The following is a 24,961-nucleotide window of genomic DNA, read 5'->3' as shown; positions in this document are numbered from 1 at the left end:
GCGGGCGCATGGCTTTGGTTTGGTGGTGTGGCTACCCCTCACCCCAGCCCTCTCCCGAGGGAGAGGGAGCCGATTTCGGTTAGTTTTGAAACTTGCATTCGACTCGGTATCGCACGTCGGCACACTTCTGCCAAACACCTCGGTCAGTTCCCTCTCCCGAGGGAGAGGGAGCCGATTTCGGTTGGTTTTGAAACGTGCATTCGACTCGGTATCGCACATCGGCGCACTTCTGCCAAACACCTCGGTCAGTCCCCTCTCCCGAGGGAGAGGGAGCCGATTTCGGTTGGTTTTGAAACGTGCATTCGACTCGGTATCGCATATCGGCGCAGTTCTGCCAAACACCTCGGTCAGTCCCCTCTCCCTCCGGGAGAGGGCTAGGGTGAGGGGCTCTTGATTTTGCTTTTGTTTACAGGACACCCAAATTCCAATGACCTCTAGCGCCCATCCCGGCAAAAAAAGGAATGATTCCCGAACCCGGCAGTCCGAGTTCAGGTAGCACACATCTCTGGAGGTTCACCGATGAACAGCAAAACCCTAATCGCCAGCCTGGCCCTCGTCGCCGGCATTGCCGGGATCAGCCCACTTGTTCAAGCGGCGCAAACCTCAAATGAACAAGCCGTGCAATCGCCGACCAGCGACCGCGAATTGAAGGTCAACGACCGCGCTCCGGATATTTATCAGCGCAGTGAAAAAGCCATCGACTGGAAAACCAAGGGCCTGAAAAAACCTGTTGAGCAGGCGCAGTGGGTACAGATCAATGACCAGTACGTCATGGTGATGATCACCAACGGGACGATTGTCGAGATGAAACCGGTCCCGCGTTAAACCTCCGGCAACAATCAGCCATGGACGGTTGATTGCAATCGAGCGCCGTTCGGGTAAAACCCTTGGGGCGTTTCGAGTGAAGGGAAGTCAGGAGCAACAGGTTGGAAAAGAAACCGCTGTATCGCAAAGAAAACACCACCGCCCACAATGTCTGGCGCAACAACCCCGGCGGGCACTACCGTGATCAACGAAACACCAAAGCGCAAAGCCGCAGCGAGGCCACGCGCGTCTCGATGCATGGCATCAAACACCACGGCTACGACTACACGCCGTTGTTTCGTTTTCTGTTATCCCGCGTCGGCGGTCATTGGGATGAGATTTTCAGCGAAGCGGTATCTCGCCTTGATCGGCCAGAACCGGTGTTCTGGATGGTTGCCATCCACGAAGACGATCGCAAGGACATTGTGCGACTGGGCGAGTCGGCCTACTTCAACGGCCTGTTCGTCGATGAGCAAAAGCAGCTGCAAATCGTCAATCCGCAACTGAGTGTCGAAGAGATGAAGCCTCATTGCCGTTGCTGCACGCATACCTTCAATGGCGTTCCGTTTGGCCTGCCTGCGGACTGATCGAGCTACTCGACCCGAACGTGATTCATCACCTGCCCACCCCCCAACCGATACTGATTATTGCCACTGCGCTTGGCTTCATACATCGCCAGATCGGCAATGTGCAGCAAGCGATCCATGGCCGTCGCATGATCCGGAAACACCGCCACGCCAAGGCTGGTGCCGATGTGGCGCTGGTCATTGCCGATGCTGATCGGGGGCGACAGTTCGATGAAGATTTTCTGGCAGATGCTGCGGGCTTCGTCCTGCAAACTCAGGTTCGGCGCCAGGCCTTGCAGGATCACCACAAACTCATCACCGCCAATGCGCGCGACGGTGTCGGTGGCGCGCAAGATGCGTTTCAACCGCGTTGCCGTGGTGATCAGCACGCGGTCGCCGGCGGCATGGCCGTAGCGATCGTTGATGGTTTTGAAACCGTTGAGGTCGATGAATACCAGTGCGACGCGGGTCTCGGTCTGCCGCGCGTGATCCAGCGCTTCCGACAAGCGTTGCTCCAGCACCAGGCGATTGGGCAGGCCGGTCAGCGGATCGAAGTGGGCGAGGTGCTGCAGGTAGCTGGCCGAGGCTTTTTCTTCGGTGATGTCGCGCACCACGCCCATCATTTTCACCACCGCATCGTGGTCGTTGTGCACCACGTTGCCGGTTTCCCGCAGCCAGCGAATCGTGCCGTCAGGCCACACCACGCGGTATTCCTCATCGTGATTTTCGCCGGTCTCCAGGCAACGCAGTTCGCCCTCGCGCACCTTGGTGCGGTCGTCCGGATGGACGCAGGAGCAGAACAGCGCATAGGACGGCGTAATCTCGCCGATCTTGAACCCGAACATGCCGTAAATCGCGTCCGACCAGTACAGCCGATCCGTGTCGACTTCCCAATCCCAAGTGCCGATGCGCGCAAAGTACTGGCTGCGTTTGAAACGCTCGACGTCGCCGTCCTGCTGAATGTTCTGGCCATCAGCAGCACGCATCAGCAAATCCCGGTACTGCGCAAGCTGCCTGCGCAAACCGCGTTCGCGCCACAGCAGTAGGGCGATGATGGCCAGCATGATCACGCCGACGGCAAGGCTGATCCAGAACAGAGTCATTCGGGCGCTGCCAGCATGGCGGGTCGATCCGTGGAGTAATGGCGGTTGGCTATGTTAATGCTTCAATACTCGGTTCGGATACCATGTTGATCTGCGCTGGCAGGTTGCCAATCCCCGGCATTTCTGGGAAAACGGCGGCCGGCTGAACAATAGAGTGAATGTTATGAATGATGAACTGCAGGTAATCGATCTTCAGATCGGCGAAGGCAAAACCGCCGTCAAAGGTGCGCTGATCACCACCCAATACACCGGATGGCTGGAAGACGGCAGCGAGTTCGATTCTTCCTACAGCCGTGGCAAACCTTTTCAGTGCGTGATTGGCACCGGGCGCGTGATCAAGGGGTGGGATCAGGGTTTGATGGGGATGCAGGTGGGGGGCAAGCGCAAATTGCTGGTGCCGGCGCATTTGGGGTACGGCGAACGGACGATGGGCAAGATCCCGCCGGGTTCGAATCTGGTGTTTGAGATTGAGTTGTTGGAAGTGCTGACGCGGGAGGATTGAGGTGGGGGGCGTCGATTTGGATGAAGTCCGTTACTTCATCCAAATGCCGTCAGGGTGGATCAGGTGAATACGTCTATATCGTCAAGCGTGTCTTCGATGATTCCTTGCAGTGAAGGGTGCGTTTGCTTGGCTGATTCGAGTGCCGCAAAAACTGTTTCAGTATCCAGTTCGCCATGTCGGCGAGCGATGTGCCCGAGTGCAGTAGCCGCAGCGGCCACAATTGCTTCGGTTTTGCTGGCGAGCTGTTTCAGGCAGATGTCCTGAGCCCAGTTTCTATCGGTTTCATTCAGGCCAATGGATACGAGTGCGGTGATTACGTTTGCATCCGTGTCGCTGGAAAGTAGGCGAATGGCCTCGTCATGGCTAATAGATGGATCTTGATAGATGAGGCTCACTTTGCATCTCCCAGGATTCTGCCTTTGTTGTCTACTTTTTTAGCCTTGATCAGCGCATTTTTCATATCTTGGTGAAGTTTATCCCATGGCCTTACGTGGCCGTGATAGACATCTCCACCCGTGCGATCGAAGACGACTAGCTCATTTGTTTCTGGATCAATTCCGATTCTACGTGGTGATGTAGGTTTGACCTGAACCGAGTTTTCTAGCGCTTCCTGACCATTGGTTGGTCCTTTACTTTTTATGGGTGTATCTGTTTTTCCGTGGTAACTGGCTGCATCGAACTCAAGCGCCAAAACAATATAAAGGGGTTTAATTCCCGAGTTTGGAGGAAAAACAAGGATGAAATCTCGGTACTCAGGCGGGTAAACCGGATTAACGATGAGCTTGTCCGCTTGCTCAGTCGGCGGATAAATCCAGATCTGGGGAATTTGCGGTGCGCCTTCCAGCGGTGGAATTTCCGATGTACTGCTTGTGTCTACGGCGGGAGTCCAAATCAGTGTTGCCCCATTACCGAAATCTGCGACTTGCTGGGTGCCTTGCTTCACGAACCGTACGACAGGAATCATCTCCCAATCGCTGCGCGTCTGGGTGTTGTACCCATATCCTTTCAAGGTGCCGTCGGCTTGTTGTTTTAAACGCAATCGGACACGAGTGCGACCTTTCTCAAGCGATTTAAGTTGTTCTTCTGTGTATAGCGAGCTGTCGCCCAAACTCGAAGGCCAAAGCAGAGCAACCATGCCGAGCAATGCACCAGCGACAACACCTCCCGTCACTGCACTTGCACCACTCACTGCACTTGCGCCTGGGCTTGCAGTGGTAGTCGTAGCTAATAAAAGCGTTCCTGCCGCAGCGGGAAAATTACGGCCTCCTACTTTTTTCAGCGGGATGTTGCCAGCAGTGTCTCGTTCGCGGCCGCCCAACAAAGACAACTCTCCAAAATCAGCCAACTTCTCGACCGGAATAAATCCGGTACTACTGACATGGTTGATTACACCATCCGGAAGTTGGCAGCTTTTAGCGAACACGCAACCTTTTGCATCGGGCATGGGCTGTTGTGGCTGTTTGATTAGGCTATTTTCGTAGGCTTGCTGTCTGGCAAGCATGTCGTCATAGGCGGTTTGTCTAGCTTCCCGCTCTGCCAACTCGCTGTCGGTCATGTAGCGGCTAGTGATGTGGTGTCCGTCACCGGCCGGTGGATTTTGAACCCGAGGTCTGTCTGTCTTTCGCGCCATGAGCGTCCTTGTTCTTTCGTCAGAAAACGATGCGGACGCTAAATGAATGGGCGTTTGATGGATGTAGGACGGGTCTGAAATTGCGACAGTTGTTACAAGTGTAAAAAATCAGGATGGGTACATCGGCAGGTACCCCAACTCGCTCGGGCCTTCCTATGGTCTGGTTTTCAGATATTTGTTAGCAGAAAGAAAGCCATCGCGAGCAGGCTCACTCCTACAATTGATCGCGGATGCTCATGGGATTTGAGTGCACCGCAGATCTAGTGTAGGAGCGAGCCTGCTCGCGAAGAACGATCACGCGGTCAATCAGGCTGCATGCGCCATTTCGGCCAGTGTGTCGGCCACGGTTTTTTGCAGTGAGGGGAACCGGCGGGTTACGCGGCGCAGTGCGGGTAGCACGGCGTCGATTTCCAGTTCATCGAGTTGGGGAAGGACGGTGACGGCGGAGGCGACGATGGTTTCGCGTTCGCTTTCGAACAGCACCAGGCAGGCGTTCTGCGCCCAGCGTCCGTCCCGCTCGTTGAAACCCATCGCCACCAGTGCCGCGACGACTTGTGCATCGGTTTTGTTGGACATGTTTATTGCCTCAGGGCGGGTTCGATTTTGTCGAGGGCGCGGTTGACCGCGAGTTCGCCGAGCATGACCACTTGCTGGATGCCGAGCACGGTGTTGCGGTAGGGCGAGTCGAGCAGGGCGGCGAAGTCGCTGAGCATGATGCTGGCCGAGGCCATGGATTCGCAGGCGTGGGCCATGAGGTCTTCGGCGCCGGTGTTGGGGTCGACGAGGAACATGGTGCTGGGTCTGCGCGGTGGCGAAGGCGGCGTGGGTTTCAGGTAATGATCGAGGGCGCGTTCGGCGGCTTCGTGGAGTTTTCTGGAGCCCGGCGTGGAATAGGGGGACGTTGGATTTTGATCGATTTCCGCGTCTGTTTCGGGCGGATTCGGCGTTATTTTGAACATTTCTTAGAACCTTTTAATGAGGCCGACACGTTCATTGCGACTAAACAAATGGGTGGCAGCTATGCGCAGGTTAGTCGACCGGTGGTTCTAAGCAGTCCCGGCGCACCCGAAGGCGCCCTGCGCACAGCTACCATTAAGCTCAGGCGCGAGAATGCCTGACTGAACGGACTGTATGCTGCCAAAAAACCACCGAGCGACTAAACCCGATCACTGAACATTCAGTGACGCGAACCAAGTTACCGGCAGCCTCCAAGCCGCACAAGCCGGCGGATTCTGGCGTAGTTGTAGGCAAAGGCGCAAGGCGCTGTAGCCTTGTGGCTGATGTCTAAATGATGCTGCGTTTGACTGGGCGCCTTCGCGAGCAGGCTCGCTCCCACCTTTGAAATACGTACCCCCTGTGGGAGCGAGCCTGCTCGCGAAGGCGCCGTCAAAATCACCTCAGGATTCAACCCTCACGCCCCGCCCAAACCGCTCCCGATAAACCGACGGCGGCACCCCCACCACCCCACGAAACGCCACACGAAAACTCTCCACCGACCGATAACCGCAACGCTCGGCAATCTGCTCGGTGTTATGCGGCGTACTCTCCAACAACTCCCGCGCCCGCGCCAAGCGTTCATGTTGCAACCACGCCTTCGGCGACTGCCCACTGGCCTCGGTAAAACGCCGCAGAAACGTGCGCTCACTCATCGCCGCTTCACTGGCCAGATCACGCACCTCCAGCGGTTCATGCAAGCGCTCGCGCGCCCATTGCATCACCCGCGACAGATCATTGCGCGGTGTAGGGCTGACCGGGGTCGGAATGAACTGCGCCTGGCCGCCAGTACGCTGTGGCGACATCACCAGTCGCCGCGCCACCGAGTTGGCGACTTGCGTGCCGAAGTCCCGCGCCACCAGATGCAGGCAGGCATCGATCCCGGCCGCGCTGCCCGCCGAGGTGATCAACTGCCCGGAGTCGACGTAAAGCACATTGGCATCGACAGCAATCGCCGGGAAGCGCTGCGCCAGTTCCGCCGTGTAACGCCAATGGGTGGTGGCGCCGTGGCCGTCGAGCAAACCGGTGGCCGCCAGCACAAATACACCGGAGCAGATCGATAGCAACCGCGCGCCCCGGGCATGGGCCTGACGCAACGCGTCGATCAATGCTGGAGGCACCGCCGCGTTACGGTCGCGCCAGCCGGGAATGATGATGGTGCGCGCCTCGGCCAACAATTCCAGACCGCCATCGGCTAGCACCTGAATGCCGCCCAAGGCGCGCATCGGGCCTTGATCGACCGCCGCAATGGCGTGGGTGTACCACGGGAAATCGAACTCCGGCCGGGTCAGGCCGAAGACCTCCACGGCGATGCCGAACTCGAATGTGCAGAGGCCGTCGTAGGCCAGAATCGCAACCAGACCTGGTGATGTCGGCATTTGGCGGAAAATTCCCGGTGAGTGTCTTGTGCGCCACTGTAGCCGCAAGCGACCGCTCGATAAAGTCTGTTCACACCCGTCCAGATAAAGGAGCAACACCCATGGTCAGCCTGGTTCGCGACATTCCTGCGGCGCCGTCGGCGATCGCCCTGATGCACTTCAGCAATCGTCTGACTTTCGAAACCGATTGTTCCGACGTCTTCAGTAGCCAGGAGGCTGGCGAGATCGATTTTGTCCTGGTCGATGTCCGTAGTCCGCTGGCCTTTGAGCGCGGGCATGTGCCGGGCGCGATCAATATCCCGAACCGGTTACTGACGGCGGCGGAGCTGGCGATCTACCCGAAAACCACTCTGTTTGTGGTCTATTGCGCCGGCCCGCACTGCAATGGCGCGAACAAGGCAGCGGTGAAACTGGCAGCGCTGGGGTATCCGGTCAAGGAGATGATCGGCGGGGTTAGCGGATGGCTGGATGAAGGCTTTCAACTCAGCGTTGAGCAAGTCGGCAAAACCGCCATCGGCTGCGAATGCTGACGTTCTTTTAAGAGAAATCCTGAGCAAAAAAAGCGCTTGTCCTACAGCCTTTGCACCACGACGGCGCACCCGTTGACCCCGGTCAATCGGTGCGCCGATCTTTCATAAGTATTTGTCGCTTAAACACAATTTACCCTGTGCGCGCCGCCATAGACTGCCGGCCACTTCGGTTTTTGTAGCCAATTGGCCATGACCGAACGCTGAATCGAAAGCTGCCAATAAAAGCCTCCGCACACAGGAGTTATAAATGAAGAAGCTAGTGATGTTCGGTGCCCTGGCACTGTCGATGTTGTCCCTGACCGCCGTGGCCGAAGACGCCAAGCCGATCCGCATCGGTATCGAAGCCGGTTACCCGCCATTCTCGATGAAAACCCCTGACGGCAAACTCGCCGGTTTCGACGTCGATATCGGCGATGCGTTGTGCGCGCAGATGAAAGTCAAATGCACCTGGGTCGAGCAGGAATTCGATGGCCTGATCCCGGCGCTGAAAGTGAAGAAGATCGACGCGATTCTGTCGTCGATGACCATCACCGATGACCGCAAGAAAAACGTCGATTTCACCATCAAGTACTACCACACCCCGGCGCGCTTCGTGATGAAGGAAGGCTCCGGTGTCAAAGACCCGCTGACCGAGCTCAAGGGCAAGAAAGTCGGCGTGCTGCGTGCCAGTACCCACGACCGTTACGCCACCGAAGTGCTGGTGCCGGCCGGGATCGACCTGGTGCGTTACGGCTCGCAGCAGGAAGCCAACCTCGACATGGTTTCCGGGCGTATCGACGCGATGCTGGCTGACTCGGTCAACCTGAGCGACGGTTTCCTGAAAACCGACGCCGGCAAAGGTTTTGAATTCGTTGGCCCGACCTACGAAGACGCCAAGTACTTCGGCGGCGGTGCCGGCATTGCAGTGCGCAAGGGCGATACCGCGCTGGCCGAGCAATTCAACAAAGCCATCACCGAAATCCGCGCCAATGGCGAGTACAAGAAAGTCCAGGACAAGTACTTCGACTTTGACGTGTACGGCCATTAATAAGCCGTAGAAAAAAGTGGCCCCGTTTGCGCGGTGGCCACTTTTTTTATGCTTTCTTTCTACAGATGGAGATCCCTGTGGGAGCGAGCTTGCTCGCGAATACGGTTTAACATTCAACATCTTTATTGACTGTCAAATTGCATTCGCGAGCAAGCTCGCTCCCACAGGGATCTCATTGATCCAGATCTACCAGACTGCAGGAGTCTTCCCATGCAACGCATCGACCATGTTCTGCCCTGGAGCCACTTGGGCAGCGAGCGCTCGCTCAGTGTGTTCCGCTATGGCGCCGGCCCACGCAAGGTCTACATCCAGGCCAGCCTGCACGCCGATGAACTGCCGGGCATGCGCACCGCGTGGGAACTCAAGCAACGCCTCAACCAACTCGAGCAGCAAGGCCGTTTGCAGGGCGTGATCGAATTGGTGCCAGTGGCCAACCCGATCGGCCTCGATCAACATGTGCAAGGCGCGCACATGGGCCGCTTCGAACTGGGCAGCGGCAAGAATTTCAACCGCGCCTTCGTCGAACTCAGCGCGCCGGTCGGGGCGTTGATCGGTGAGCGTCTGGGCGCGGATGCCGAGGCCAACGTTGCACTGATCCGCCAAACCATGGGCCAGGTATTCGATGAACTGCCGGCGCCGGCCTCGCAACTGGAAGCCTTGCATCGCCTGTTGCTGCGCCATGCCTGCGATGCCGACATCACCCTCGATTTGCATTGTGATTTCGACGCGGCGATTCACTTGTACGCGCTGCCGCAGCACTGGCCACAGTGGCAATCGCTGGCGGCGCGCTTGAAGGCCGGCGTGGCGCTGCTGTGTGAAGATTCCGGCGGCAGCTCGTTCGATGAATCCTGCTCGACGCCATGGTTGCGTCTGGCGCGGGCATTTCCCAATGCTGCAATTCCGGCGGCGAACCTGGCGACCACGCTGGAACTGGGCAGCATGGGCGACACCCGGGTCGATCAGGCGCAGGCCAATTGTGAGGCGATCCTCGGATTCCTCGCGGAGCAGGGTTTCATCAGCGGCGAGTGGCCGGCGGCACCGAGCGAGTGCTGCGAAGGCCTGCCGTTCGAGGGCACCGAATACCTGTTTGCGCCGCACCATGGCGTGGTGAGTTTCCTGCGCAATGCCGGCGAGTGGGTGGAGCAGGGCGATGCGCTATTCGAGGTGGTCGATCCGTTGCAGGATCGCGTGACCACCGTGCGCGCCGGCACCAGCGGGGTGCTGTTTGCGCTGGATCGTGGGCGTTATACCGAGCCGGGGATCTGGCAGGCGAAAGTGGCGGGGCGGGTGGCGTTTCGTACCGGGAAACTGACTAACGACTGAAGGATCTTCGTTGGGGCTAATGGCCTCATCGCGAGCAGGCTCACTCCTACAGGGGAATGTATTTCCAATGTGGGAGCGAGCTTGCTCGCGAAGGGGCCATCAGCAGCACCCAACATGTTGATCCTCGCCGCAGGATGTTAGGCTCCCCCCGAACCCGACACTCTGTGAAAGGAAGGCTCTATGTTGAAGGTCTTTGCTCTCTTGACCCTGCTGGCGTCCAGCGCCGTGCAGGCGCAGACCACGCTGCAATCCGATCTGCCGCTCAAGTACATCGAGCAGGTGCACGCCGACGCCGAGGCGCGTCCGTTGGTGATTTTCCTGCACGGCTACGGCAGTAACGAAGCCGATCTGATTGGCATGAAATTCCAGCTCCCGGCGCAATACAACTACCTGTCGGTGCAGGCGCCGTTGTCGTTGGGCGAAGGACGTTTCCAGTGGTTTCGCAAGAAAGGCGAAGGTGCCTACAACGGAGAGACCGATGATCTGAAGGTCAGTGGGCAGAAGCTGCGCGACTTTGTCGCGCAAGCGGCGCAGAAATATCACACCACCCCGAGCAAGGTGTACCTGATCGGCTTCAGCCAGGGCGCGATGATGACCTACGAGGTGGGGCTGCGGCCGCCAGTCGCTGTCGGCGGGATCGCTGCGTTGAGCGGGCGTTTATTGCCAGTGTTGAAAGCTGAACTCAAAGGCGAGCAGCAGCCGTTGCCGCTGAGTATCTTTATCGGCCACGGCACCGCCGATGATCGGGTGCCCTACCACGACGGCACCGAGGCCAATGCGCAGCTACAGAAGCTGGGCTACAAACCGCAGTTTCATGCCTATCCCGGCGTCGGCCACAGTATCAGTGCGGCCGAGCTGCGCGACTTGAATGGCTGGCTGCAGCAGCTCAATCCTTGAGGATGGTTTTCACCAAAGCATCGTGACCTTTCTTGTCGCTGGCGCGGGAGATCACCTGCACCAGCGCCATTTTCGTCCCGGAGCCGGCCATCAGCGTGGTGTTGAGGGTTTGGCCACCGCCCTGGGTCGCGGTGCTGTCGACCTGACGCAGGCCAAGGCCGGTGCCTTTCTGGGTCAGGCTTTTTTCGCTGAGTTTGTTGAAGTCCGGCAGGGCCTTGCGCTGGTCGTCGATGAAACTCGAGACGGTGCTGTCGAGGAACTGCCCGTCGTTATCCTTGATGTGCTGGCCTTCGGGAATCTGGTTTTCAGCGGTAATGACCACGGTCTTCGTCGCTTCATTGGTGTACATCGTGCCTTTGGTTCCGCTCGGGCTGGTCGGCAGCGGGTCGGCGACGAAACCTTTAGGCAACACAAAGGTGAACTTGCCCTCGAGCATCGAGACTTTCTCGGTGCCGGCATTTTTCTTGGCCGCTTGCGCGTGGAGGGCGCCGAAACCGGCGAGGGCCGCCACCAGCAGGACGACGGCTTTTTTGCTCAACAATGACATGTGAATCTCCGGTGGATGATCGCGCGAGGCGGGCGATCATCCCACGGAGGGGGGCGGGCGTTCCAGCGCGAATCGTCTGACCGGTTACTGCGCCTGCGCTTTCGCCAGCGGACGGGCCAACAGGCGTTTGGTCACGCCGAGCATCGCCACCGACACCGCGACACCGACGGCGAATCCACTCAGTCCCATGCTCGGCAAGGTCAGTGCCGAGACCAGACAAAACGCCGAAAACGAATACATGCCGGTGGCCGTCGCCCTTAACAATGCGGCGGTAAATGCCGGGCCGCGCGTCTGTTGCGAGAACACCGCCATTACACTGCCGAGCACCGGGAACACCGCGAGCAAACCGCTCCAGCGCTCGCCGACGGTGCTGGCCAGCATCGTCACCACCAGGGTCAACGCGGCACCGGCGATCATTCGCCAGATCAGTTTGTCCGACTTCGGCGCCGGACCGTTGAGCACCGGTTGCACCGTAGGAAACAGATACGGCGATGCCAACAATGCAACCGCCGCCACTGCCACGGAAAACGGCAGCGACGCCGGGATCAGTGACAACCCCCCCCGCGATGACGGCCCACACCGATAGCGACGCCGTCAGTGCCACTGGCCAGTTCGCCCGTTGCGCGACCTGCGCATAGGTGATGCAGAACGCAATCATCGCGAACATCGCCGATAACGCCGCCACCGCTGACTGTGCGGCAAACGCCGGACCCTGCTCGATGGCGAGGAAAAACAGAATCGGCCCGACCACCACCGGCAATCCCGACAGCCACCCGGCCACGCTCGGCCCCCAGCGTTTGCCCGCCAGGGATATCAGCAGCAGAAAACCGGGAATCAGCAGCAGTTTGAGGATCAGCACGCAGGTGTCTCCGTCCGTTGAGGGTAGGCCACGGTAGCATTGTCGATCGGCGATTGCTGCCTATGTGCGCAGTTTTTGTATACAAAGTAACGGGGGCGATACCCGGCTATGCTGTGTGTATCAGGGTTTACCGGAGTCGATGCCGCGATGAGAAGAACACCGAAGCTGGTGCGAGGATGCTGCGGCATCGGCTTGTGGGCGTTGTTGCTGACGCCGACCTGGGCCAACTGGCAGGACGCCGTGCCCGGCGCGCAGATCATTGGCACCGGCGATTACAGCGTGTTCGGTTTCGATGTCTACAACGCGCGATTGTGGAGTGCCGCGCGGCCCTTGGTCGACGGTCAGCCATTTGCGCTGGAGTTGATCTACCGCCGCAACATCTCCCGCGATGATCTGGTCAAGGCCAGCGTCGACGAAATCAAACGGCTGGCCGGTGCCCGCGTCAGCCCGGCGCAATTGGCCGGGTGGCAGGTACAGATGCAGCAATCGTTTGTCGATGTGCAGGCCGGCACGCGGATTACCGGGGTGTATCTGCCGGGGCAGGGCGCGCGGTTTTTTGTCGGTCAGCAGTTGCAGCATGAGATCGATGATCCGCTGTTTGCCCGCGCATTTTTTGATATCTGGCTGGATCCGCGCACGCGCAGTCCGGAGCTGCGCGAACAGTTGTTGGGGGTGAGTCGATAGATTTTTTTGCGCTTCAAGGCTCAGGCGGAAACCTCTAAGCTGCGTCTTTCCGACTTGTTTCTGGATGTGTGCGTGAAATTCAGTTTGCCCAAAATCGCCACCGCGCCGTTTTGCCCGCCGGAAGTGGCCGGCAGTGTTGCGGTTGATCCCAGCGCCTCGTTCTTTAAACGCGTGCTGCGTTTCGCCGGCCCCGGCTTGCTGGTGTCGATTGGCTACATGGACCCGGGCAACTGGGCCACGGCGATCGAGGCCGGTTCACGCTTTGGCTACAGTCTGTTGTTTGTGGTGTTGCTGGCGAGTCTGGCCGGCATGGTCGTGCAGTGCCTGTGCTCGCGGTTGGGCATCGCCACCGGGCGCGATCTGGCGCAATTGTCCCGCGAGCGCTACAGCACACCGACCGCACGGCTGCAGTGGGTGTTGGCGGAAATCTCGATCATCGCCACCGATCTGGCTGAAGTGCTGGGTTGTGCGCTGGCGTTTCATTTGTTGCTCGGCTGTTCGCTGACCTTCGGCATCGCCCTGACCGCGTTCGACACCTTGCTGGTGCTGGCCCTGCAAAATCGCGGTTTCCGCCGTCTGGAAGCAATCATGCTGGTATTGGTCGCGACCATCGGCGTGTGTTTCTTCGTTGAACTGCTGCTGATCAAACCCTACTGGCCGGACGTCGCCCAAGGTTTCAAACCGTCGCTGGCGGCGATTGGCGAAGCGGCGCCGCTGTACCTGGCCATCGGTATTCTCGGTGCGACAGTGATGCCGCATAACCTCTACCTGCACACCTCGATCGTGCAGACGCGGATGATCGGCAAGGACCTCGCCAGCAAGCAGGACGCGGTGAAACTGGCGCGCATCGACACCATCGGTTCGCTGGCCCTGGCGTTGCTGGTCAACGCGGCGATTCTGATTCTCGCGGCGGCGGCTTTTCACCAGTCCGGGCACACCGACGTGGTGGACATTCAGGACGCTTACCACTTGCTCGATCCGCTGGTCGGTGGGGCGCTGGCCAGCGTGTTGTTCGGCGTCGCGTTGCTGGCGTCGGGGCAGAGTTCGACCTTCACCGGCACCATCGCCGGCCAGGTGATCATGGAGGGTTATCTGAACCTGCGGATCCCGTGCTGGCAGCGGCGCTTGATTACTCGCGGACTGGCGTTGATTCCAGCATTCGTCGGCGTGTGGCTGATGGGCGATAACGCGATCGGCAAATTGCTGGTGTTGAGTCAGGTGGTGTTGAGTCTGCAGTTGCCGTTTGCCTTGTATCCACTCATTCGAATGACTAACGACAAACAACTGATGGGGCCGTTTGTGAACCGCTGGCCAACTCGGGTATTGGCCTGGGGTTGTTTGTGGTGATCAGCGGCGCTAACAGCTGGCTGATTTTGCAGTGGGCGGCTTGAGCCAGCATTTTCAGTGACTGGGCTGGCCTCTTCGCGAGCAAGCTCGCTCCCACAGGGTTATCGGGTGTGCACACTATTGCGATCACCCGATAACTCATGTGGGAGCGAGCTTGCTCGCGAAGACGGACTGTCAGGCGCCCACATCGCTGAACACTGGAATGCGCCCGTTGAGCGAAGGCTTGTAGTGCCAGTTCAGACGATTCAGGTCGATGTCATGCCTGATTATTTCCCTCACCGTCGCCCCGGCAATACTCATCGCCAGCGCTTGCCCCGGACACTCGTGCCGACCACTGCCAAAACTGAAACTGCGGCGGTTGGCGCGCTGTGGCAGAAACTGCTCCGGCTGTTCGTTGAGCGCCGGATCTCGATTGGCCGAGGCCAGCAGCACCAGAATCACATCGCCCGCTTCGACACGTACTCCAGCAATCTCACAGGACGCGGCGACAAAGCGCCGGGTGTTCTGCACGGGCGGGTCGAAGCGCTGGACTTCGTTGAGCAGTGCTTCGATGGATTCGCCGCGCAACGCTGGCTGCCGACGTAGCGCCAGCAGCGTATTGCCGATCAGGCCGGCGCAGGCTTCGAACGTCTGTGAACAGAGGCCGATCAGGTTGGCGATCAAGGTTTCCTCATCGCCAGTGAAGCGCTGTTGGATTGCACTGAGCAACGGGCTGGCCGGCTCGGCGAGCAATTCGATGAAGTCACCGCGCAGTTGTTCAGCCGCCGCCTCTGCTGCGGCCAGTTGCAGGTCATTGCTCAACGGCGACAGGCAGGCAACGAAATCCGCCGTCAATTCACTGATCGCCCGCGCTTGCGCCGGGGTGAACCCCAGCAGCGCCGCGACCACGCACACCGGGCCACGAAGCATTGCCTTGTACACCCCGTCGGCGTCCGCTGTGATCAGCCGCGCGGCGACCAATCTGTCGACGGCCTCAAGGTCGAGCGAGGCCAACTCAGGCTCAATGGCAGCGCGCGGGCAGCGCTGGCGTTCACCGTCATTCATCCGCATCAGTTGGCCGAAGATTTTGCCGGCCATGCCTTTTGTAATCGCTTTGGGCACTGGCTCCTGCGCCGGACGCACCCGGCAATCCGCGTGGGCCAACACCGCACACACCGCCCGGGCACTGCTGGCGACCCACAGTTTCAGCTCTGGATGAAACGTCAGTCCACCTGCTGCGCGCAGTTCGGCGTAGTAGGGATAAGGATCGGCGTGCGTTGCGGCGCTGATCGGGTTCATGGTTTGCATCCTTGTCGGCGGGGAAAGTGTTGCTACTATCTCCACTGCGCAACGACGATGATTCGTCCGGGAGCGAACTATGCACGCAGAACATCAAGACATCGGCGTTTCCCAAGTGGCCGCCGCCATCGCCGAGCCGGCGCGAACGAAAATCCTCTGTTCGCTGATGGACGGCCACGCCCGCACCAGCACTGAATTGGCGACGATCGCCGAAGTCAGCGCCTCGACCGCCAGCGTGCACTTGGCGAAACTCAAGGACCTGGCACTGCTGCGCCTGCATGTGCAGGGCCGTCATCGCTATTACAGCCTCGCCGATCAGCGCGTGGCGCAGGCGCTGGAAGCGTTGATGGTGATTGGCCAGAACGCCGTGCCGACGTTCAAGGCGCACACCCCGGATCGCCTGCAATTTGCGCGCACCTGCTATGACCACATGGCCGGGACGCTGGCGGTGATGCTGCATGACCGTTTGCTCGAGGGCGGTTGGTTGGTGGCAACCGACGAGCAGGCGTATCGCTTGAGTGAAAGCGGGGAGGCGCTGTTTCTCGGGCTGGGTATCGATGTGCATGATTTGACCACCCTGCGCCGCAAGTTTGCCTGTCCGTGCCTGGACTGGAGCATGCGCCGGCCGCATCTCGGTGGTTCGCTGGGGGCGGCGCTGTTGCAGACCGCGTTGAAGCGCAAGTGGGTGACCCAGGATCTGGACAGTCGGGCACTGGCGTTGACGGCGCTGGGGCGTAAGGAGATCGGTAAGCGGTTTGGCGTTGAGTGGCCGGTAGACGGGCAGATCAAAGATCGCAGCCTGCGGCAACTCCTACAGGAATCGCGTACACCCGATAAATCTCGACCGTACCCAATCCCTGTAGGAGCTGCCGAAGGCTGCGATCTTTGATCTTGACCTTCTGACCGACGAGGGGCGCATCTGCCACCTTGTATCACCGCTGTCGACCCTATACTGTATATGCAAACAGTATAGAGCCCGCGCCATGCAAATCATCGACAAGCTGAGCATCCTCGCCGACGCCGCCAAGTACGACGCCTCCTGCGCGAGCAGCGGCGCGCCCAAGCGCAGCTCCGAGGGCAAGAGCGGGCTGGGCTCGACCGATGGCATGGGCATCTGCCACAGCTACACGCCGGACGGGCGCTGCGTGTCGTTGTTGAAGATTCTGCTGACCAATTTCTGCCTTTACGATTGCCAATATTGTGTCAACCGCCGCTCCAGCGATGTTCCGCGCGCTCGTTTCACCCCCGAGGAAGTCGTGGCGCTGACCATGGATTTCTACCGGCGTAACTGCGTCAGCGGGCTGTTTCTCAGTTCCGGCATCATTCGTTCGGCGGACTACACCATGGAGCAACTGGTGCGGGTGGCGAAGCTGCTGCGCGAAGAGCATGAGTTTCGCGGGTACATCCACCTCAAGACCATTCCCGAAGCCGATCCGGCATTGATTGAAGAGGCTGGCCGCTACGCCGATCGCCTGAGCGTCAACATCGAACTGCCGACCGATGCCAGCCTGCAAGTGCTGGCGCCGGAGAAGGACATCGCTTCGATCAAACAGGCAATGAACACCATCTACACCGGCGTGCAGACCGTGTTGAACGAACCGCGCTCGGCGAAGTTCGCGCCGGCCGGGCAGAGCACACAGTTGATTGTCGGCGCCGACGACACCGATGACAGCACCATCCTCCACAGCGCCCAGGCCTTGTACGGCAATTTCCGTTTGCGCCGGGTCTACTATTCGGCTTTCAGCCCGATTCCCGACAGCCCGAAAAGCGTGCCACTGGCCGCGCCGCCGCTGATGCGCGAACACCGTTTATATCAGGCCGATTTTCTCCTGCGCAGCTACGGCTACAGTGCTGATGAATTGCTCAAGGGACCGGGTAATCTGGCGCTGGACATCGACCCGAAACTGGCTTGGGCGTTGCAGAACCGCGAAGTGTTCCCGCTCGATCTGAACCGTGCCGAAGCGTCCCTGATTGCGCGTATTCCCGGTATCGGCTTGCGCACCACCGAACGACTGGTCGAGCTGCGCCGCCAGCGGCGCATCCGTTACGAAGACGTCGCGCGCATGCGCTGCGTGCTGGCCAAGGCCAAGCCGTTCATCATCACCAGCGACTATCACCCGCAGCAGGCCGAGGTCACCAGCCATTTGCTCTATCAGCAATTGCGTGACCGGCCGATGCCGCAGCAGATGGGGTTGTGGGGATGATCAATCTCGATTGCGACGACCTGTTCGACACCTGGCGCCAGCAGGCGCGCTGGCTGCTAAGCCATGAAGTCGATCCGAGTCTGGTGAGCTGGGCCTCGCAAGGTGTGGGTGATCTGTTTGCCAGTGATGAGCCGGTGCCTGAAGGGCAGGGGCCGTTTGTGGCAAAGATCCCGCGCGCGTTGCTCGACACCCTGGAACAGGCCTCGCGCTATCGCGGTGATCAACGCTGGAGCCTGTTGTATGAAGTGTTGTGGCGCGTCAGCCATGGCGACCGCACGGCGATGATGGCCGGGGACAAACTCGGCAGCGAACTGCAGCGACGGATCAAACAAGTCAATCGAGAAGCCCATCACCTGCATGCATTTGTGCGTTTCATCGAGCGCCCGTTATCCAGCGCGGGTCCGCAGTATGTGGCTTGGCATGAGCCGGCCCACGACATTCTGCGCAGCGCCAGTGAGCATTTTATTGGACGGATGGGTCGCCATCGCTGGTTGATCGCCACGCCGCGTGACGGGGTTTACTACGATGGCGAGCAACTGATTCATCAGCGTCAATGCCCGCTGGAATGGCAGCAGTTGGCGCAGAACGTCGACGATCCTCATGGTGATCTTTGGCTGACCTATTACAGCCATATCTTTAATCCTGCGCGGTTGAACGAGAAGGTTATGCAGGGGCATTTGCCGGCGCGGTTCTGGAAGAATCTGCCGGAGGGGGAGTTGATTCCCGGGTTGATTACGCAGGCGCGGATGGGGAAGCAGCAGAATGGGCAGGCGAGTGGGATTGCTGATCGGCTTGGTAAACGGATAACGCTGAAAAGCCCCTCACCCTAACCCTCTCCCAAAGGGAGAGGGGACTGACAGAGGTGTTTGGACTTGATCCATCGACCTGAAAGTCCGCGTCGAACTCAGATTTTGAATACCACATAGATCGGCCCCCTTTCCCCCTCGCCCCCTTGGGGGAGAGGGCTGGGGTGAGGGGGAAAAGATCTCCAGCACGCCACAAATACTGCGCCAAACGCCATAAAAAAGCCCCCCACCAATCACTCGGTGGAGGGCTTTTCTACATCAACACCCGTCAAATCAAACCTTGACGATCCAGCCCGCTGGCGCTTCGATGTCGCCGGTCTGCACGCCAGTCAGCTCTTTGTAGAGCTTCTGGGTCACAGGACCCACTTCGGTCTCGCTATGGAACACATGCAGATGGTCGTTGTAGCTGATGCCACCGATCGGGGTGATCACCGCAGCCGTACCGCAAGCGCCAGCTTCCTTGAAGTCCGACAGCTTGTCGATCAGCACATCACCTTCAACCACTTCCAGGCCCAGACGGGTCTTGGCCAATTCGATCAACGACAGGCGGGTGATGCCTGGCAGAACCGACGGCGAGTTCGGGGTGATGAACTTGTTGTCGTGGGTGATCCCGAAGAAGTTGGCCGAACCGACTTCTTCGATCTTGGTGTGGGTCATCGGATCCAGATAGATCGCGTCGGCGAAGTTGGCTTTCTTCGCTTTCGAACCCGGCATCAGGCTGGCCGCGTAGTTGCCGCCGACCTTGGCTGCGCCGGTGCCTTGGGGGGCGGCGCGGTCGTAGCTGGAGATCTGGAAGTTGTGCGGGGTCAGGCCGCCCTTGAAGTAGGCGCCGACCGGGATGCAGAAGATCGAAAAGATGAACTCGGGCGCAGTGCGCACGCCGATGTTGTCACCGACGCCGATCACGAACGGACGCAGGTACAGCGCGCCGCCGGTGCCGTAGGGCGGAATGAAGCGCTCGTTGGCGCGAACCACGGCTTTGCAGGCTTCGATGAACTGCTCGGTGTCGACCGTCGGCATCAGCAGACGCGCGCAGCTGCGTTGCATGCGCAGGGCGTTCTGGTCCGGGCGGAACAGGTTGATCGAGCCGTCCTTGCAACGATAGGCCTTCATGCCTTCGAAGCACTGCTGGCCATAGTGAAGGGCCGTCGAGCCTTCGCTGATGTGCAGCACGTTATCTTCGGTCAGGGTGCCTTTGTCCCACTCGCCATCGCGAAAGTACGACAGATAGCGTTTGTCGGTCTTGATGTAGTCAAAACCCAGCTTGTCCCAATTGATGCTTTCGTTACCCATGACACCCTCTATCACTGAACAACCGCCGAAACGGTTCAAGGCTTCTGACGTTTTTTGGATGGGCACAACAATACTTCATTCTTGAGCGGTTTCGCAGCCCGGACTATCGGATGGCACACAGATAAATCGTGTTGCCCTCAGGAATTCGCGAGCAAGCTCGCTCCCACAGGGGAATGCATTCCAAATGTGGGAGCGAGCTTGCTCGCGAAGGGGCCTACAGGTGCAACGCATGCCCCAAAGCACGCAACGCCGCTTCCTGCACCGCTTCACCCAGGGTCGGATGCGCATGAATGGTGCCGCCGATGTCTTCCAGCCGCGCGCCCATTTCCAGGCTTTGCGCAAACGCTGTCGACAACTCCGACACGCCAACGCCCACCGCTTGCCAACCGACAATCACATGGTTGTCCCGACGAGCGACCACGCGCACGAAGCCGCTTTTTGACTCCAGCGTCATCGCCCGGCCGTTGGCGGCGAACGGGAAACTGGAAACAATGCAGTCCACACCTGCAGCCTTGGCTTCGTCCGGGGTCTTGCCGACCACTACCAGTTCCGGGTCGGTGAAGCACACGGCCGCAATCGCAGTCGGGTTGAATTCACGGGTTTTGCCGCTGATCAACTCGGCAACCATCTCGCCCTGAGCCATGGCGCGGTGGGCCAGCATCGGCTCGCCGCTCAAGTCGCCGATGGCGTAAACGTTGCGCATGCTGGTCTGGCAGCGGCTGTCGATCTTGATCGCCGAGCCGTTCATATCCAGATTCAGCGCTTCGAGGTTCCAGCCCTGGGTATTCGGTTTGCGGCCGACAGCGACCAACACCTGATCGGTTTCCAGGTTCAGGGTTTCGCCTTCTGGATCGCGCACCTGCAACGTGCCATCGAAACCCAGCACGCTGTGTTTCAGATACAGCTTAACGCCCAGTTGCTTCAACGCTTCATGCACCGGTTGCGTCAGCTCCGCATCGTAGGCCGGCAAGATACGATCCTGCGCCTCGACCACGCTGACCTCGGCGCCGAGCTTGCGATAAGCAATGCCCAGTTCCAGACCAATGTAACCACCGCCCACCACCACCAGACGTTTCGGCACGGATTTCGGCGCCAGCGCTTCGGTGGAGGAGATGATCGGCCCGCCAATCGGCAGGATCGGCAGATTGACGCTGGTCGAACCGGTGGCCAGCACCAAATGTTCGCACTGGATGCGCGTGTCGCCGACTTCAACGGTCTTGCCGTCGATGACTTTGGCCCAGCCGTTGATGACCTGAACCTTGTTCTTCTTCAACAGTGCAGCGACGCCAGTGGTCAGGCGATCGACGATGCCGTCCTTCCACTCGACGCTTTTCGTGATGTCGAGGCTCGGTGCGGCAACGCTGATGCCCAGCGCCGAATGCTGGCTGTGATGCTGGGTCTGGTGAAACTGCTCAGCCACATGAATCAGCGCTTTCGACGGGATGCAGCCGATGTTCAGGCAGGTGCCGCCCAGCGATTGGCCTTCGACCAGAACGGTCGGGATGCCCAGTTGCCCGGCGCGGATTGCCGTTACATAACCGCCGGGGCCGCCGCCGATAATCAGCAGCGTAGTGTTCAGAGATTGCATGCGCGCCTTACTCCACAAACAAAGTGGCAGGTTGTTCGATCAAGCCGCGAATGGCCTGGATGAAGAGTGCCGCGTCCATGCCATCGACCACGCGGTGATCGAAGGAGCTGGAGAGGTTCATCATCTTGCGGATCACCACCTGGCCTTTGACGACCATAGGCCGTTCGACGATTTTGTTGACGCCGACGATCGCTACTTCCGGCAGATTCAGCACCGGCGTGCTGACGATGCCGCCCAGTGCACCGAGGCTGGTCAGGGTGATGGTCGAGCCGGACAGTTCATCGCGGCTGGCCTTGCCATTACGCGCGGCGTTGGCCAAACGCGAGATTTCTTTAGCACTGTCCCACAGGCTGCGCGCCTCGGCGTGACGCACCACCGGCACCATCAGGCCGACATCGCTTTGCGTGGCGACGCCGACATGCACCGCACCGAGGCGGGTGATGACCTGGGCTTCGTCGTCGTAACGGGCATTCATCTGCGGGAAGTCGCGCAGGGCCACAACCAGAGCGCGGACGAGGAACGGCAGCAAGGTCAACTTGCCACGGCTGGCGCCGTGTTTTTCATTGAGATGCGCGCGCAGTTCTTCAATCGCGGTGACGTCGATTTCTTCGACGTAGCTGAAATGCGCGGCACGCTGAGTGGCGTCCTGCATGCGTTGGGCGATCTTGCGGCGCATGCCGATGACTTGAATCTGTTCTTCGTCGTTACGCTGTGCGTAAGCAGCGGCAACTGGCGCCGAAGCATTTGACTGACCTTGCGCCAGATAGGCCTCGAGGTCTTCGTGCAACACACGACCGGCGGGGCCGGAACCGCGTACCAGACGCAATTGAATGCCCAGGTCCAGTGCATGTTTGCGCACGGCCGGCGAGGCCAGTGGGCGCTCATCCGCTTCGCGGGCAACCATCGGGCCTTGGCAAACTGCAGCTGGACGTGGTGCGGCAGCAGGTTTGCTTTCCACCACGGTTTCAGCTTTCGGTGCAGCAGGAGCTTCTTTGACGGGAGCAGGCGCGGCCGATTCTTTCAGATTGCCGGCCCCTTCCACCTCAATGCTGATCAACACACTGCCAACCGCCATCACTTCACCCGGCTGACCACCGAGCGCAATCACTTTCCCGTGTACCGGCGATGGAATATCGACCATCGCCTTGTCGGTCATCACGTCCGCCAGCACCTGATCCTCAACGACCAGATCGCCAACCTTGACGTGCCACTGCGACAGTTCGACTTCTGCGATGCCTTCGCCGATGTCCGGCATCTTGATAACGTGCGTGCCCATTCAGACCTCCATAACCCGTTTCAACGCCGCGCCCACTCGGGACGGCCCAGGGAAATACGCCCACTCTTGCGCGTGCGGGTAGGGGGTGTCCCAACCGGTGACGCGTTCGATCGGCGCTTCCAGGTGATGGAAGCAATGCTCTTGCACCAGCGACACCAGTTCGGCGCCGAAACCGCAGGTGCGGGTGGCTTCGTGAACCACCACGCAACGGCCGGTCTTCTTCACCGACTTGACGATGGTTTCCGAGGTCCAGCGGCCACAGGCTGCGCAGGTCGATGACTTCGGCATCGACGCCGGATTCTTCGGCCGCGACTTGTGAGACGTAGACGGTGGTGCCGTAGGTCAGCACGGTCACGTCCTTGCCCGGACGGGTGATCGCCGCGACGTCCAGCGGCACGGTGTAGTAACCGTCCGGCACCTGGGCTTGCGGGTGTTTCGACCACGGTGTTACCGGGCGATCGTGGTGACCATCGAACGGGCCGTTGTACAGGCGTTTCGGCTCAAGAAAGATCACCGGGTCATCGTTTTCGATGGAGGCGATCAGCAAGCCTTTGGCGTCATATGGGTTGGACGGCATCACCGTGCGCAAGCCGCACACCTGGGTGAACATCGCCTCGATGCTCTGACTGTGGGTCTGGCCGCCGTAGATGCCGCCGCCGCAAGGCATGCGCAGGGTCATCGGCGCGGTGAACTCGCCGGCCGAGCGATAACGCAGGCGCGCCGCTTCGGAAATGATCTGGTCGGAGGCAGGGTAGACGTAGTCGGCGAACTGAATTTCGGCGACCGGGCGCAAACCATAAGCACCCATGCCCACGGCAACACCGACGATGCCGCTTTCCGAGATCGGGGCGTCGAATACGCGCGAGGTGCCGTACTTGGTCTGCAGGCCTTCGGTGCAACGGAACACGCCGCCGAAGTAGCCGACGTCTTGACCGAACACCACCACATTGTCGTCACGCTCAAGCATCACATCCATGGCCGAGCGCAGGGCCTGGATCATGGTCATGGTGGTCGTGGTCATGGCGGTTTCCAACTGAATATTGTTGTTGTGATCGTTCATGTCAGATCCCCAACTGCTGACGCTGGCGCTTCAAGTGCTCCGGCATCTCTTTGTAGACGTCTTCGAACATGGTCGCGGCGCTTGGAATCTGACCGCCGGCGAGGGTGCCGTACTGTTCGGCCTGTTTCTGCGCGGCAATCACTTCGGCTTCGAGTTCGGCGCTGACGGCGGCGTGCTCTTCTTCTGACCAGTGACCGACCTTGATCAGATGCTGTTTGAGACGGGCGATCGGGTCGCCGAGCGGGAAGTGGCTCCAGTCATCGGCCGGACGGTATTTCGACGGATCGTCGGAGGTCGAGTGCGGACCGGCGCGGTAGGTGACCCATTCGATCATGGTCGGGCCGAGGTTGCGGCGGGCGCGTTCGGCAGCCCGGGCAGATGCCGCATACACCGCGTAGAAGTCGTTGCCATCCACGCGCAGCGAAGCGATGCCGCAACCGACGCCACGTCCGGCGAAGGTGGTGGCTTCACCACCGGCGATGGCCTGGAAGGTCGAGATCGCCCACTGGTTATTTACCACGTTGAGGATCACTGGCGCGCGATAAACGTGGGCGAAGGTGAGGGCGGTGTGGAAGTCCGATTCGGCAGTGGCGCCGTCGCCGATCCATGCCGAGGCAATTTTGGTGTCGCCTTTGATCGCTGAGGCCATGCCCCAGCCGACGGCTTGAATGAACTGGGTGGCGAGGTTGCCGGAGATAGTGAAGAAGCCCGCTTCCTTGACCGAGTACATGATCGGCAACTGACGGCCCTTGAGCGGATCGCGCTCGTTGGACAGCAACTGGCAGATCAGGTCGACCAGCGGCACTTCGCGGGCCATCAGGATGCTTTGCTGGCGATAAGTCGGGAAGCACATGTCGTCGATGTTCAAGGCCAATGCCTGAGCACTGCCGATGGCTTCTTCGCCAAGGCTTTGCATGTAGAACGACATCTTTTTCTGACGCTGGGCGACCACCATGCGGTTGTCGTAGATCCGCGTCTTGAGCATGGCGCGCATGCCCTTGCGAAGGATCTCGACCGGGACGTTTTCGGCCCGGGGGCCGAGGGCGTTGCCCTGATCGTCGAGCACACGGATCAGGCCACGCGCCAGGTCGGCGGTGTCGGCAGGTTCGACATCAATGGAAGGTTTGCGCACCGTACCGGCATCGGTCAGATGCAGGTAGGAAAAATCGGTTTTGCAGCCTGGACGGCCCGAGGGTTCAGGGACGTGCAGACGCAGCGGTTCATACGCTTGGGTCATGGCTTCTACGCTCGATCTTGTGAATTTC

The 24,961-nt window shown here is 59.7% G+C and carries 23 protein-coding genes and 3 pseudogenes; 12 read left to right on the top strand and 14 right to left on the bottom strand.

The window, feature by feature from the left end; translation table 11 throughout:
* Window positions 1-519 precede the first annotated feature (519 nt).
* Window positions 520-825: an RcnB family protein gene (locus AB4O11_RS26000; RefSeq protein WP_093441038.1), complete on the top strand. Its 306-nt coding sequence runs from the start codon at window positions 520-522 to the stop codon at window positions 823-825.
* Window positions 826-926: 101 nt separating this feature from the next.
* A complete protein-coding gene (locus AB4O11_RS25995) occupies window positions 927-1,391 on the top strand; it encodes a hypothetical protein (RefSeq protein WP_460100528.1) in 465 nt (154 codons plus the stop codon).
* A gap of 5 nt (window positions 1,392-1,396) precedes the next feature.
* Here the strand turns inward: AB4O11_RS25995 and AB4O11_RS25990 are convergent, their stop codons facing one another.
* Entirely contained in the window at window positions 1,397-2,473 is a 1,077-nt protein-coding gene (locus AB4O11_RS25990) for a diguanylate cyclase domain-containing protein (protein WP_460129226.1), read from the bottom strand.
* A 163-nt stretch (window positions 2,474-2,636) separates the two neighbouring features.
* Here AB4O11_RS25990 and AB4O11_RS25985 point away from each other — a divergent pair, with 163 nt between their 5' ends.
* Window positions 2,637-2,975, top strand: coding sequence for an FKBP-type peptidyl-prolyl cis-trans isomerase (locus tag AB4O11_RS25985; protein ID WP_322843958.1), 339 nt, complete (start codon window positions 2,637-2,639; stop codon window positions 2,973-2,975).
* Between the two features lie 59 nt (window positions 2,976-3,034).
* On the opposite strand, the gene AB4O11_RS25980 is transcribed toward AB4O11_RS25985, so the two are convergent.
* The 5 genes from AB4O11_RS25980 to ftrA form a co-directional block, all read right to left on the bottom strand.
* Complete coding sequence (locus AB4O11_RS25980; protein WP_099756593.1) at window positions 3,035-3,370, bottom strand: hypothetical protein; 336 nt, start codon at window positions 3,368-3,370, stop codon at window positions 3,035-3,037.
* On the bottom strand, window positions 3,367-4,605 hold the full coding sequence (locus AB4O11_RS25975; protein ID WP_099756592.1) for an S-type pyocin domain-containing protein: 1,239 nt from the start codon (window positions 4,603-4,605) through the stop codon (window positions 3,367-3,369). Before AB4O11_RS25975 ends, AB4O11_RS25980 begins: the two co-directional genes overlap by 4 nt.
* A gap of 306 nt (window positions 4,606-4,911) precedes the next feature.
* Window positions 4,912-5,181 (bottom strand): hypothetical protein, encoded by a 270-nt coding sequence (locus tag AB4O11_RS25970; protein WP_007915053.1) that lies wholly within the window; start codon window positions 5,179-5,181, stop codon window positions 4,912-4,914.
* A gap of 2 nt (window positions 5,182-5,183) precedes the next feature.
* Window positions 5,184-5,564, bottom strand: coding sequence for a DUF6124 family protein (locus tag AB4O11_RS25965; protein WP_116254971.1), 381 nt, complete (start codon window positions 5,562-5,564; stop codon window positions 5,184-5,186).
* 438 nt (window positions 5,565-6,002) lie between these two features.
* Window positions 6,003-6,977 carry a transcriptional regulator FtrA gene (gene ftrA, locus AB4O11_RS25960; RefSeq protein WP_460129222.1) on the bottom strand — a complete coding sequence of 325 codons (975 nt, stop codon included), beginning with the start codon at window positions 6,975-6,977 and terminating at the stop codon, window positions 6,003-6,005.
* 101 nt (window positions 6,978-7,078) lie between these two features.
* On the opposite strand from ftrA, the gene AB4O11_RS25955 reads away from it, so the two are divergent.
* The 4 genes from AB4O11_RS25955 to AB4O11_RS25940 all read left to right on the top strand — a co-directional run bounded on the left by AB4O11_RS25955 (window position 7,079) and on the right by AB4O11_RS25940 (window position 10,754).
* The gene (locus AB4O11_RS25955) at window positions 7,079-7,507 is read left to right on the top strand and encodes a rhodanese-like domain-containing protein (protein ID WP_460129220.1); all 429 of its coding nucleotides are present in this window, start codon (window positions 7,079-7,081) and stop codon (window positions 7,505-7,507) included.
* Between the two features lie 247 nt (window positions 7,508-7,754).
* Window positions 7,755-8,534 carry an ABC transporter substrate-binding protein gene (locus AB4O11_RS25950; RefSeq protein WP_016984244.1) on the top strand — a complete coding sequence of 260 codons (780 nt, stop codon included), beginning with the start codon at window positions 7,755-7,757 and terminating at the stop codon, window positions 8,532-8,534.
* Between the two features lie 210 nt (window positions 8,535-8,744).
* The gene (locus tag AB4O11_RS25945; protein WP_460091352.1) at window positions 8,745-9,857 is read left to right on the top strand and encodes a M14 family metallopeptidase; all 1,113 of its coding nucleotides are present in this window, start codon (window positions 8,745-8,747) and stop codon (window positions 9,855-9,857) included.
* A 180-nt stretch (window positions 9,858-10,037) separates the two neighbouring features.
* Complete coding sequence (locus AB4O11_RS25940; protein WP_460129218.1) at window positions 10,038-10,754, top strand: alpha/beta hydrolase; 717 nt, start codon at window positions 10,038-10,040, stop codon at window positions 10,752-10,754.
* Here the strand turns inward: AB4O11_RS25940 and AB4O11_RS25935 are convergent.
* Both AB4O11_RS25935 and AB4O11_RS25930 read right to left on the bottom strand, forming a co-directional pair.
* Window positions 10,744-11,301, bottom strand: a complete 558-nt coding sequence (locus tag AB4O11_RS25935; protein ID WP_257355467.1) for a DcrB/PsbP domain-containing protein — start codon at window positions 11,299-11,301, stop codon at window positions 10,744-10,746. The genes AB4O11_RS25940 and AB4O11_RS25935 overlap by 11 nt on opposite strands.
* Before the next feature lie 84 nt (window positions 11,302-11,385).
* Window positions 11,386-12,160: pseudogene (locus tag AB4O11_RS25930) on the bottom strand (hypothetical protein).
* A gap of 147 nt (window positions 12,161-12,307) precedes the next feature.
* Between AB4O11_RS25930 and AB4O11_RS25925 the strand changes: the two are divergent.
* A complete protein-coding gene (locus AB4O11_RS25925) occupies window positions 12,308-12,844 on the top strand; it encodes a chalcone isomerase family protein (RefSeq protein ID WP_099756586.1) in 537 nt (178 codons plus the stop codon).
* 72 nt (window positions 12,845-12,916) lie between these two features.
* Window positions 12,917-14,235 (top strand): annotated as a pseudogene (locus AB4O11_RS25920) (Nramp family divalent metal transporter).
* A gap of 130 nt (window positions 14,236-14,365) precedes the next feature.
* On the opposite strand, the gene AB4O11_RS25915 reads toward AB4O11_RS25920, so the two are convergent.
* Entirely contained in the window at window positions 14,366-15,469 is a 1,104-nt protein-coding gene (locus AB4O11_RS25915) for a cytochrome P450 (RefSeq protein ID WP_460129215.1), read from the bottom strand.
* A 79-nt stretch (window positions 15,470-15,548) separates the two neighbouring features.
* On the opposite strand from AB4O11_RS25915, the gene AB4O11_RS25910 reads away from it, so the two are divergent.
* From AB4O11_RS25910 to AB4O11_RS25900, 3 genes are all read left to right on the top strand, one after another.
* Window positions 15,549-16,358: an ArsR/SmtB family transcription factor gene (locus AB4O11_RS25910; RefSeq protein WP_460129213.1), complete on the top strand. Its 810-nt coding sequence runs from the start codon at window positions 15,549-15,551 to the stop codon at window positions 16,356-16,358.
* A 94-nt stretch (window positions 16,359-16,452) separates the two neighbouring features.
* Window positions 16,453-17,673, top strand: a complete 1,221-nt coding sequence (locus AB4O11_RS25905) for a putative DNA modification/repair radical SAM protein (protein ID WP_077573477.1) — start codon at window positions 16,453-16,455, stop codon at window positions 17,671-17,673.
* The gene (locus tag AB4O11_RS25900) at window positions 17,670-18,503 is read left to right on the top strand and encodes a TIGR03915 family putative DNA repair protein (RefSeq protein WP_460129211.1); all 834 of its coding nucleotides are present in this window, start codon (window positions 17,670-17,672) and stop codon (window positions 18,501-18,503) included. The genes AB4O11_RS25905 and AB4O11_RS25900 overlap by 4 nt, the downstream gene beginning before the upstream one ends.
* Window positions 18,504-18,752: 249 nt before the next feature.
* On the opposite strand, the gene AB4O11_RS25895 is transcribed toward AB4O11_RS25900, so the two are convergent.
* The 5 genes and pseudogenes from AB4O11_RS25895 to AB4O11_RS25875 all read right to left on the bottom strand — a co-directional run bounded on the left by AB4O11_RS25895 (window position 18,753) and on the right by AB4O11_RS25875 (window position 24,933).
* On the bottom strand, window positions 18,753-19,772 hold the full coding sequence (locus tag AB4O11_RS25895) for a branched-chain amino acid aminotransferase (protein ID WP_007915073.1): 1,020 nt from the start codon (window positions 19,770-19,772) through the stop codon (window positions 18,753-18,755).
* A 214-nt stretch (window positions 19,773-19,986) separates the two neighbouring features.
* Window positions 19,987-21,360 carry a dihydrolipoyl dehydrogenase gene (gene lpdA / locus AB4O11_RS25890; protein ID WP_460129209.1) on the bottom strand — a complete coding sequence of 458 codons (1,374 nt, stop codon included), beginning with the start codon at window positions 21,358-21,360 and terminating at the stop codon, window positions 19,987-19,989.
* Between the two features lie 7 nt (window positions 21,361-21,367).
* Window positions 21,368-22,636, bottom strand: a complete 1,269-nt coding sequence (locus tag AB4O11_RS25885) for a dihydrolipoamide acetyltransferase family protein (protein ID WP_460129207.1) — start codon at window positions 22,634-22,636, stop codon at window positions 21,368-21,370.
* A pseudogene (locus AB4O11_RS25880) lies at window positions 22,637-23,696 on the bottom strand (alpha-ketoacid dehydrogenase subunit beta).
* A gap of 1 nt (window position 23,697) precedes the next feature.
* Window positions 23,698-24,933, bottom strand: coding sequence for a thiamine pyrophosphate-dependent enzyme (locus tag AB4O11_RS25875; RefSeq protein WP_460129205.1), 1,236 nt, complete (start codon window positions 24,931-24,933; stop codon window positions 23,698-23,700).
* Window positions 24,934-24,961: the final 28 nt, after the last annotated feature.

The organism is Pseudomonas sp. H1_D05 (assembly GCF_054682705.1).
Note: the sequence above shows the minus strand (reverse complement) of the source record. Positions and strands in the feature narration are given on the sequence as shown.

Bases quoted from the DNA above. Each gene is read 5' to 3' on its own strand.
- AB4O11_RS25940 (WP_460129218.1), top strand. From the start codon at position 10,038: ATGTTGAAGGTCTTTGCTCTCTTGACCCTGCTGGCGTCCAGCGCCGTG.
- AB4O11_RS25970 (WP_007915053.1), bottom strand. From the start codon at position 5,181: ATGTCCAACAAAACCGATGCACAAGTCGTCGCGGCACTGGTGGCGATG.
- AB4O11_RS25975 (WP_099756592.1), bottom strand. From the start codon at position 4,605: ATGGCGCGAAAGACAGACAGACCTCGGGTTCAAAATCCACCGGCCGGT.
- AB4O11_RS25955 (WP_460129220.1), top strand. From the start codon at position 7,079: ATGGTCAGCCTGGTTCGCGACATTCCTGCGGCGCCGTCGGCGATCGCC.
- lpdA (WP_460129209.1), bottom strand. From the start codon at position 21,360: ATGCAATCTCTGAACACTACGCTGCTGATTATCGGCGGCGGCCCCGGC.
- AB4O11_RS25950 (WP_016984244.1), top strand. From the start codon at position 7,755: ATGAAGAAGCTAGTGATGTTCGGTGCCCTGGCACTGTCGATGTTGTCC.
- AB4O11_RS25895 (WP_007915073.1), bottom strand. From the start codon at position 19,772: ATGGGTAACGAAAGCATCAATTGGGACAAGCTGGGTTTTGACTACATC.
- AB4O11_RS26000 (WP_093441038.1), top strand. From the start codon at position 520: ATGAACAGCAAAACCCTAATCGCCAGCCTGGCCCTCGTCGCCGGCATT.
- AB4O11_RS25935 (WP_257355467.1), bottom strand. From the start codon at position 11,301: ATGTCATTGTTGAGCAAAAAAGCCGTCGTCCTGCTGGTGGCGGCCCTC.
- AB4O11_RS25915 (WP_460129215.1), bottom strand. From the start codon at position 15,469: ATGAACCCGATCAGCGCCGCAACGCACGCCGATCCTTATCCCTACTAC.
- AB4O11_RS25900 (WP_460129211.1), top strand. From the start codon at position 17,670: ATGATCAATCTCGATTGCGACGACCTGTTCGACACCTGGCGCCAGCAG.
- AB4O11_RS25905 (WP_077573477.1), top strand. From the start codon at position 16,453: ATGCAAATCATCGACAAGCTGAGCATCCTCGCCGACGCCGCCAAGTAC.
- AB4O11_RS25965 (WP_116254971.1), bottom strand. From the start codon at position 5,564: ATGTTCAAAATAACGCCGAATCCGCCCGAAACAGACGCGGAAATCGAT.
- AB4O11_RS25875 (WP_460129205.1), bottom strand. From the start codon at position 24,933: ATGACCCAAGCGTATGAACCGCTGCGTCTGCACGTCCCTGAACCCTCG.
- AB4O11_RS25925 (WP_099756586.1), top strand. From the start codon at position 12,308: ATGAGAAGAACACCGAAGCTGGTGCGAGGATGCTGCGGCATCGGCTTG.
- ftrA (WP_460129222.1), bottom strand. From the start codon at position 6,977: ATGCCGACATCACCAGGTCTGGTTGCGATTCTGGCCTACGACGGCCTC.
- AB4O11_RS25945 (WP_460091352.1), top strand. From the start codon at position 8,745: ATGCAACGCATCGACCATGTTCTGCCCTGGAGCCACTTGGGCAGCGAG.
- AB4O11_RS25990 (WP_460129226.1), bottom strand. From the start codon at position 2,473: ATGACTCTGTTCTGGATCAGCCTTGCCGTCGGCGTGATCATGCTGGCC.
- AB4O11_RS25985 (WP_322843958.1), top strand. From the start codon at position 2,637: ATGAATGATGAACTGCAGGTAATCGATCTTCAGATCGGCGAAGGCAAA.
- AB4O11_RS25910 (WP_460129213.1), top strand. From the start codon at position 15,549: ATGCACGCAGAACATCAAGACATCGGCGTTTCCCAAGTGGCCGCCGCC.
- AB4O11_RS25885 (WP_460129207.1), bottom strand. From the start codon at position 22,636: ATGGGCACGCACGTTATCAAGATGCCGGACATCGGCGAAGGCATCGCA.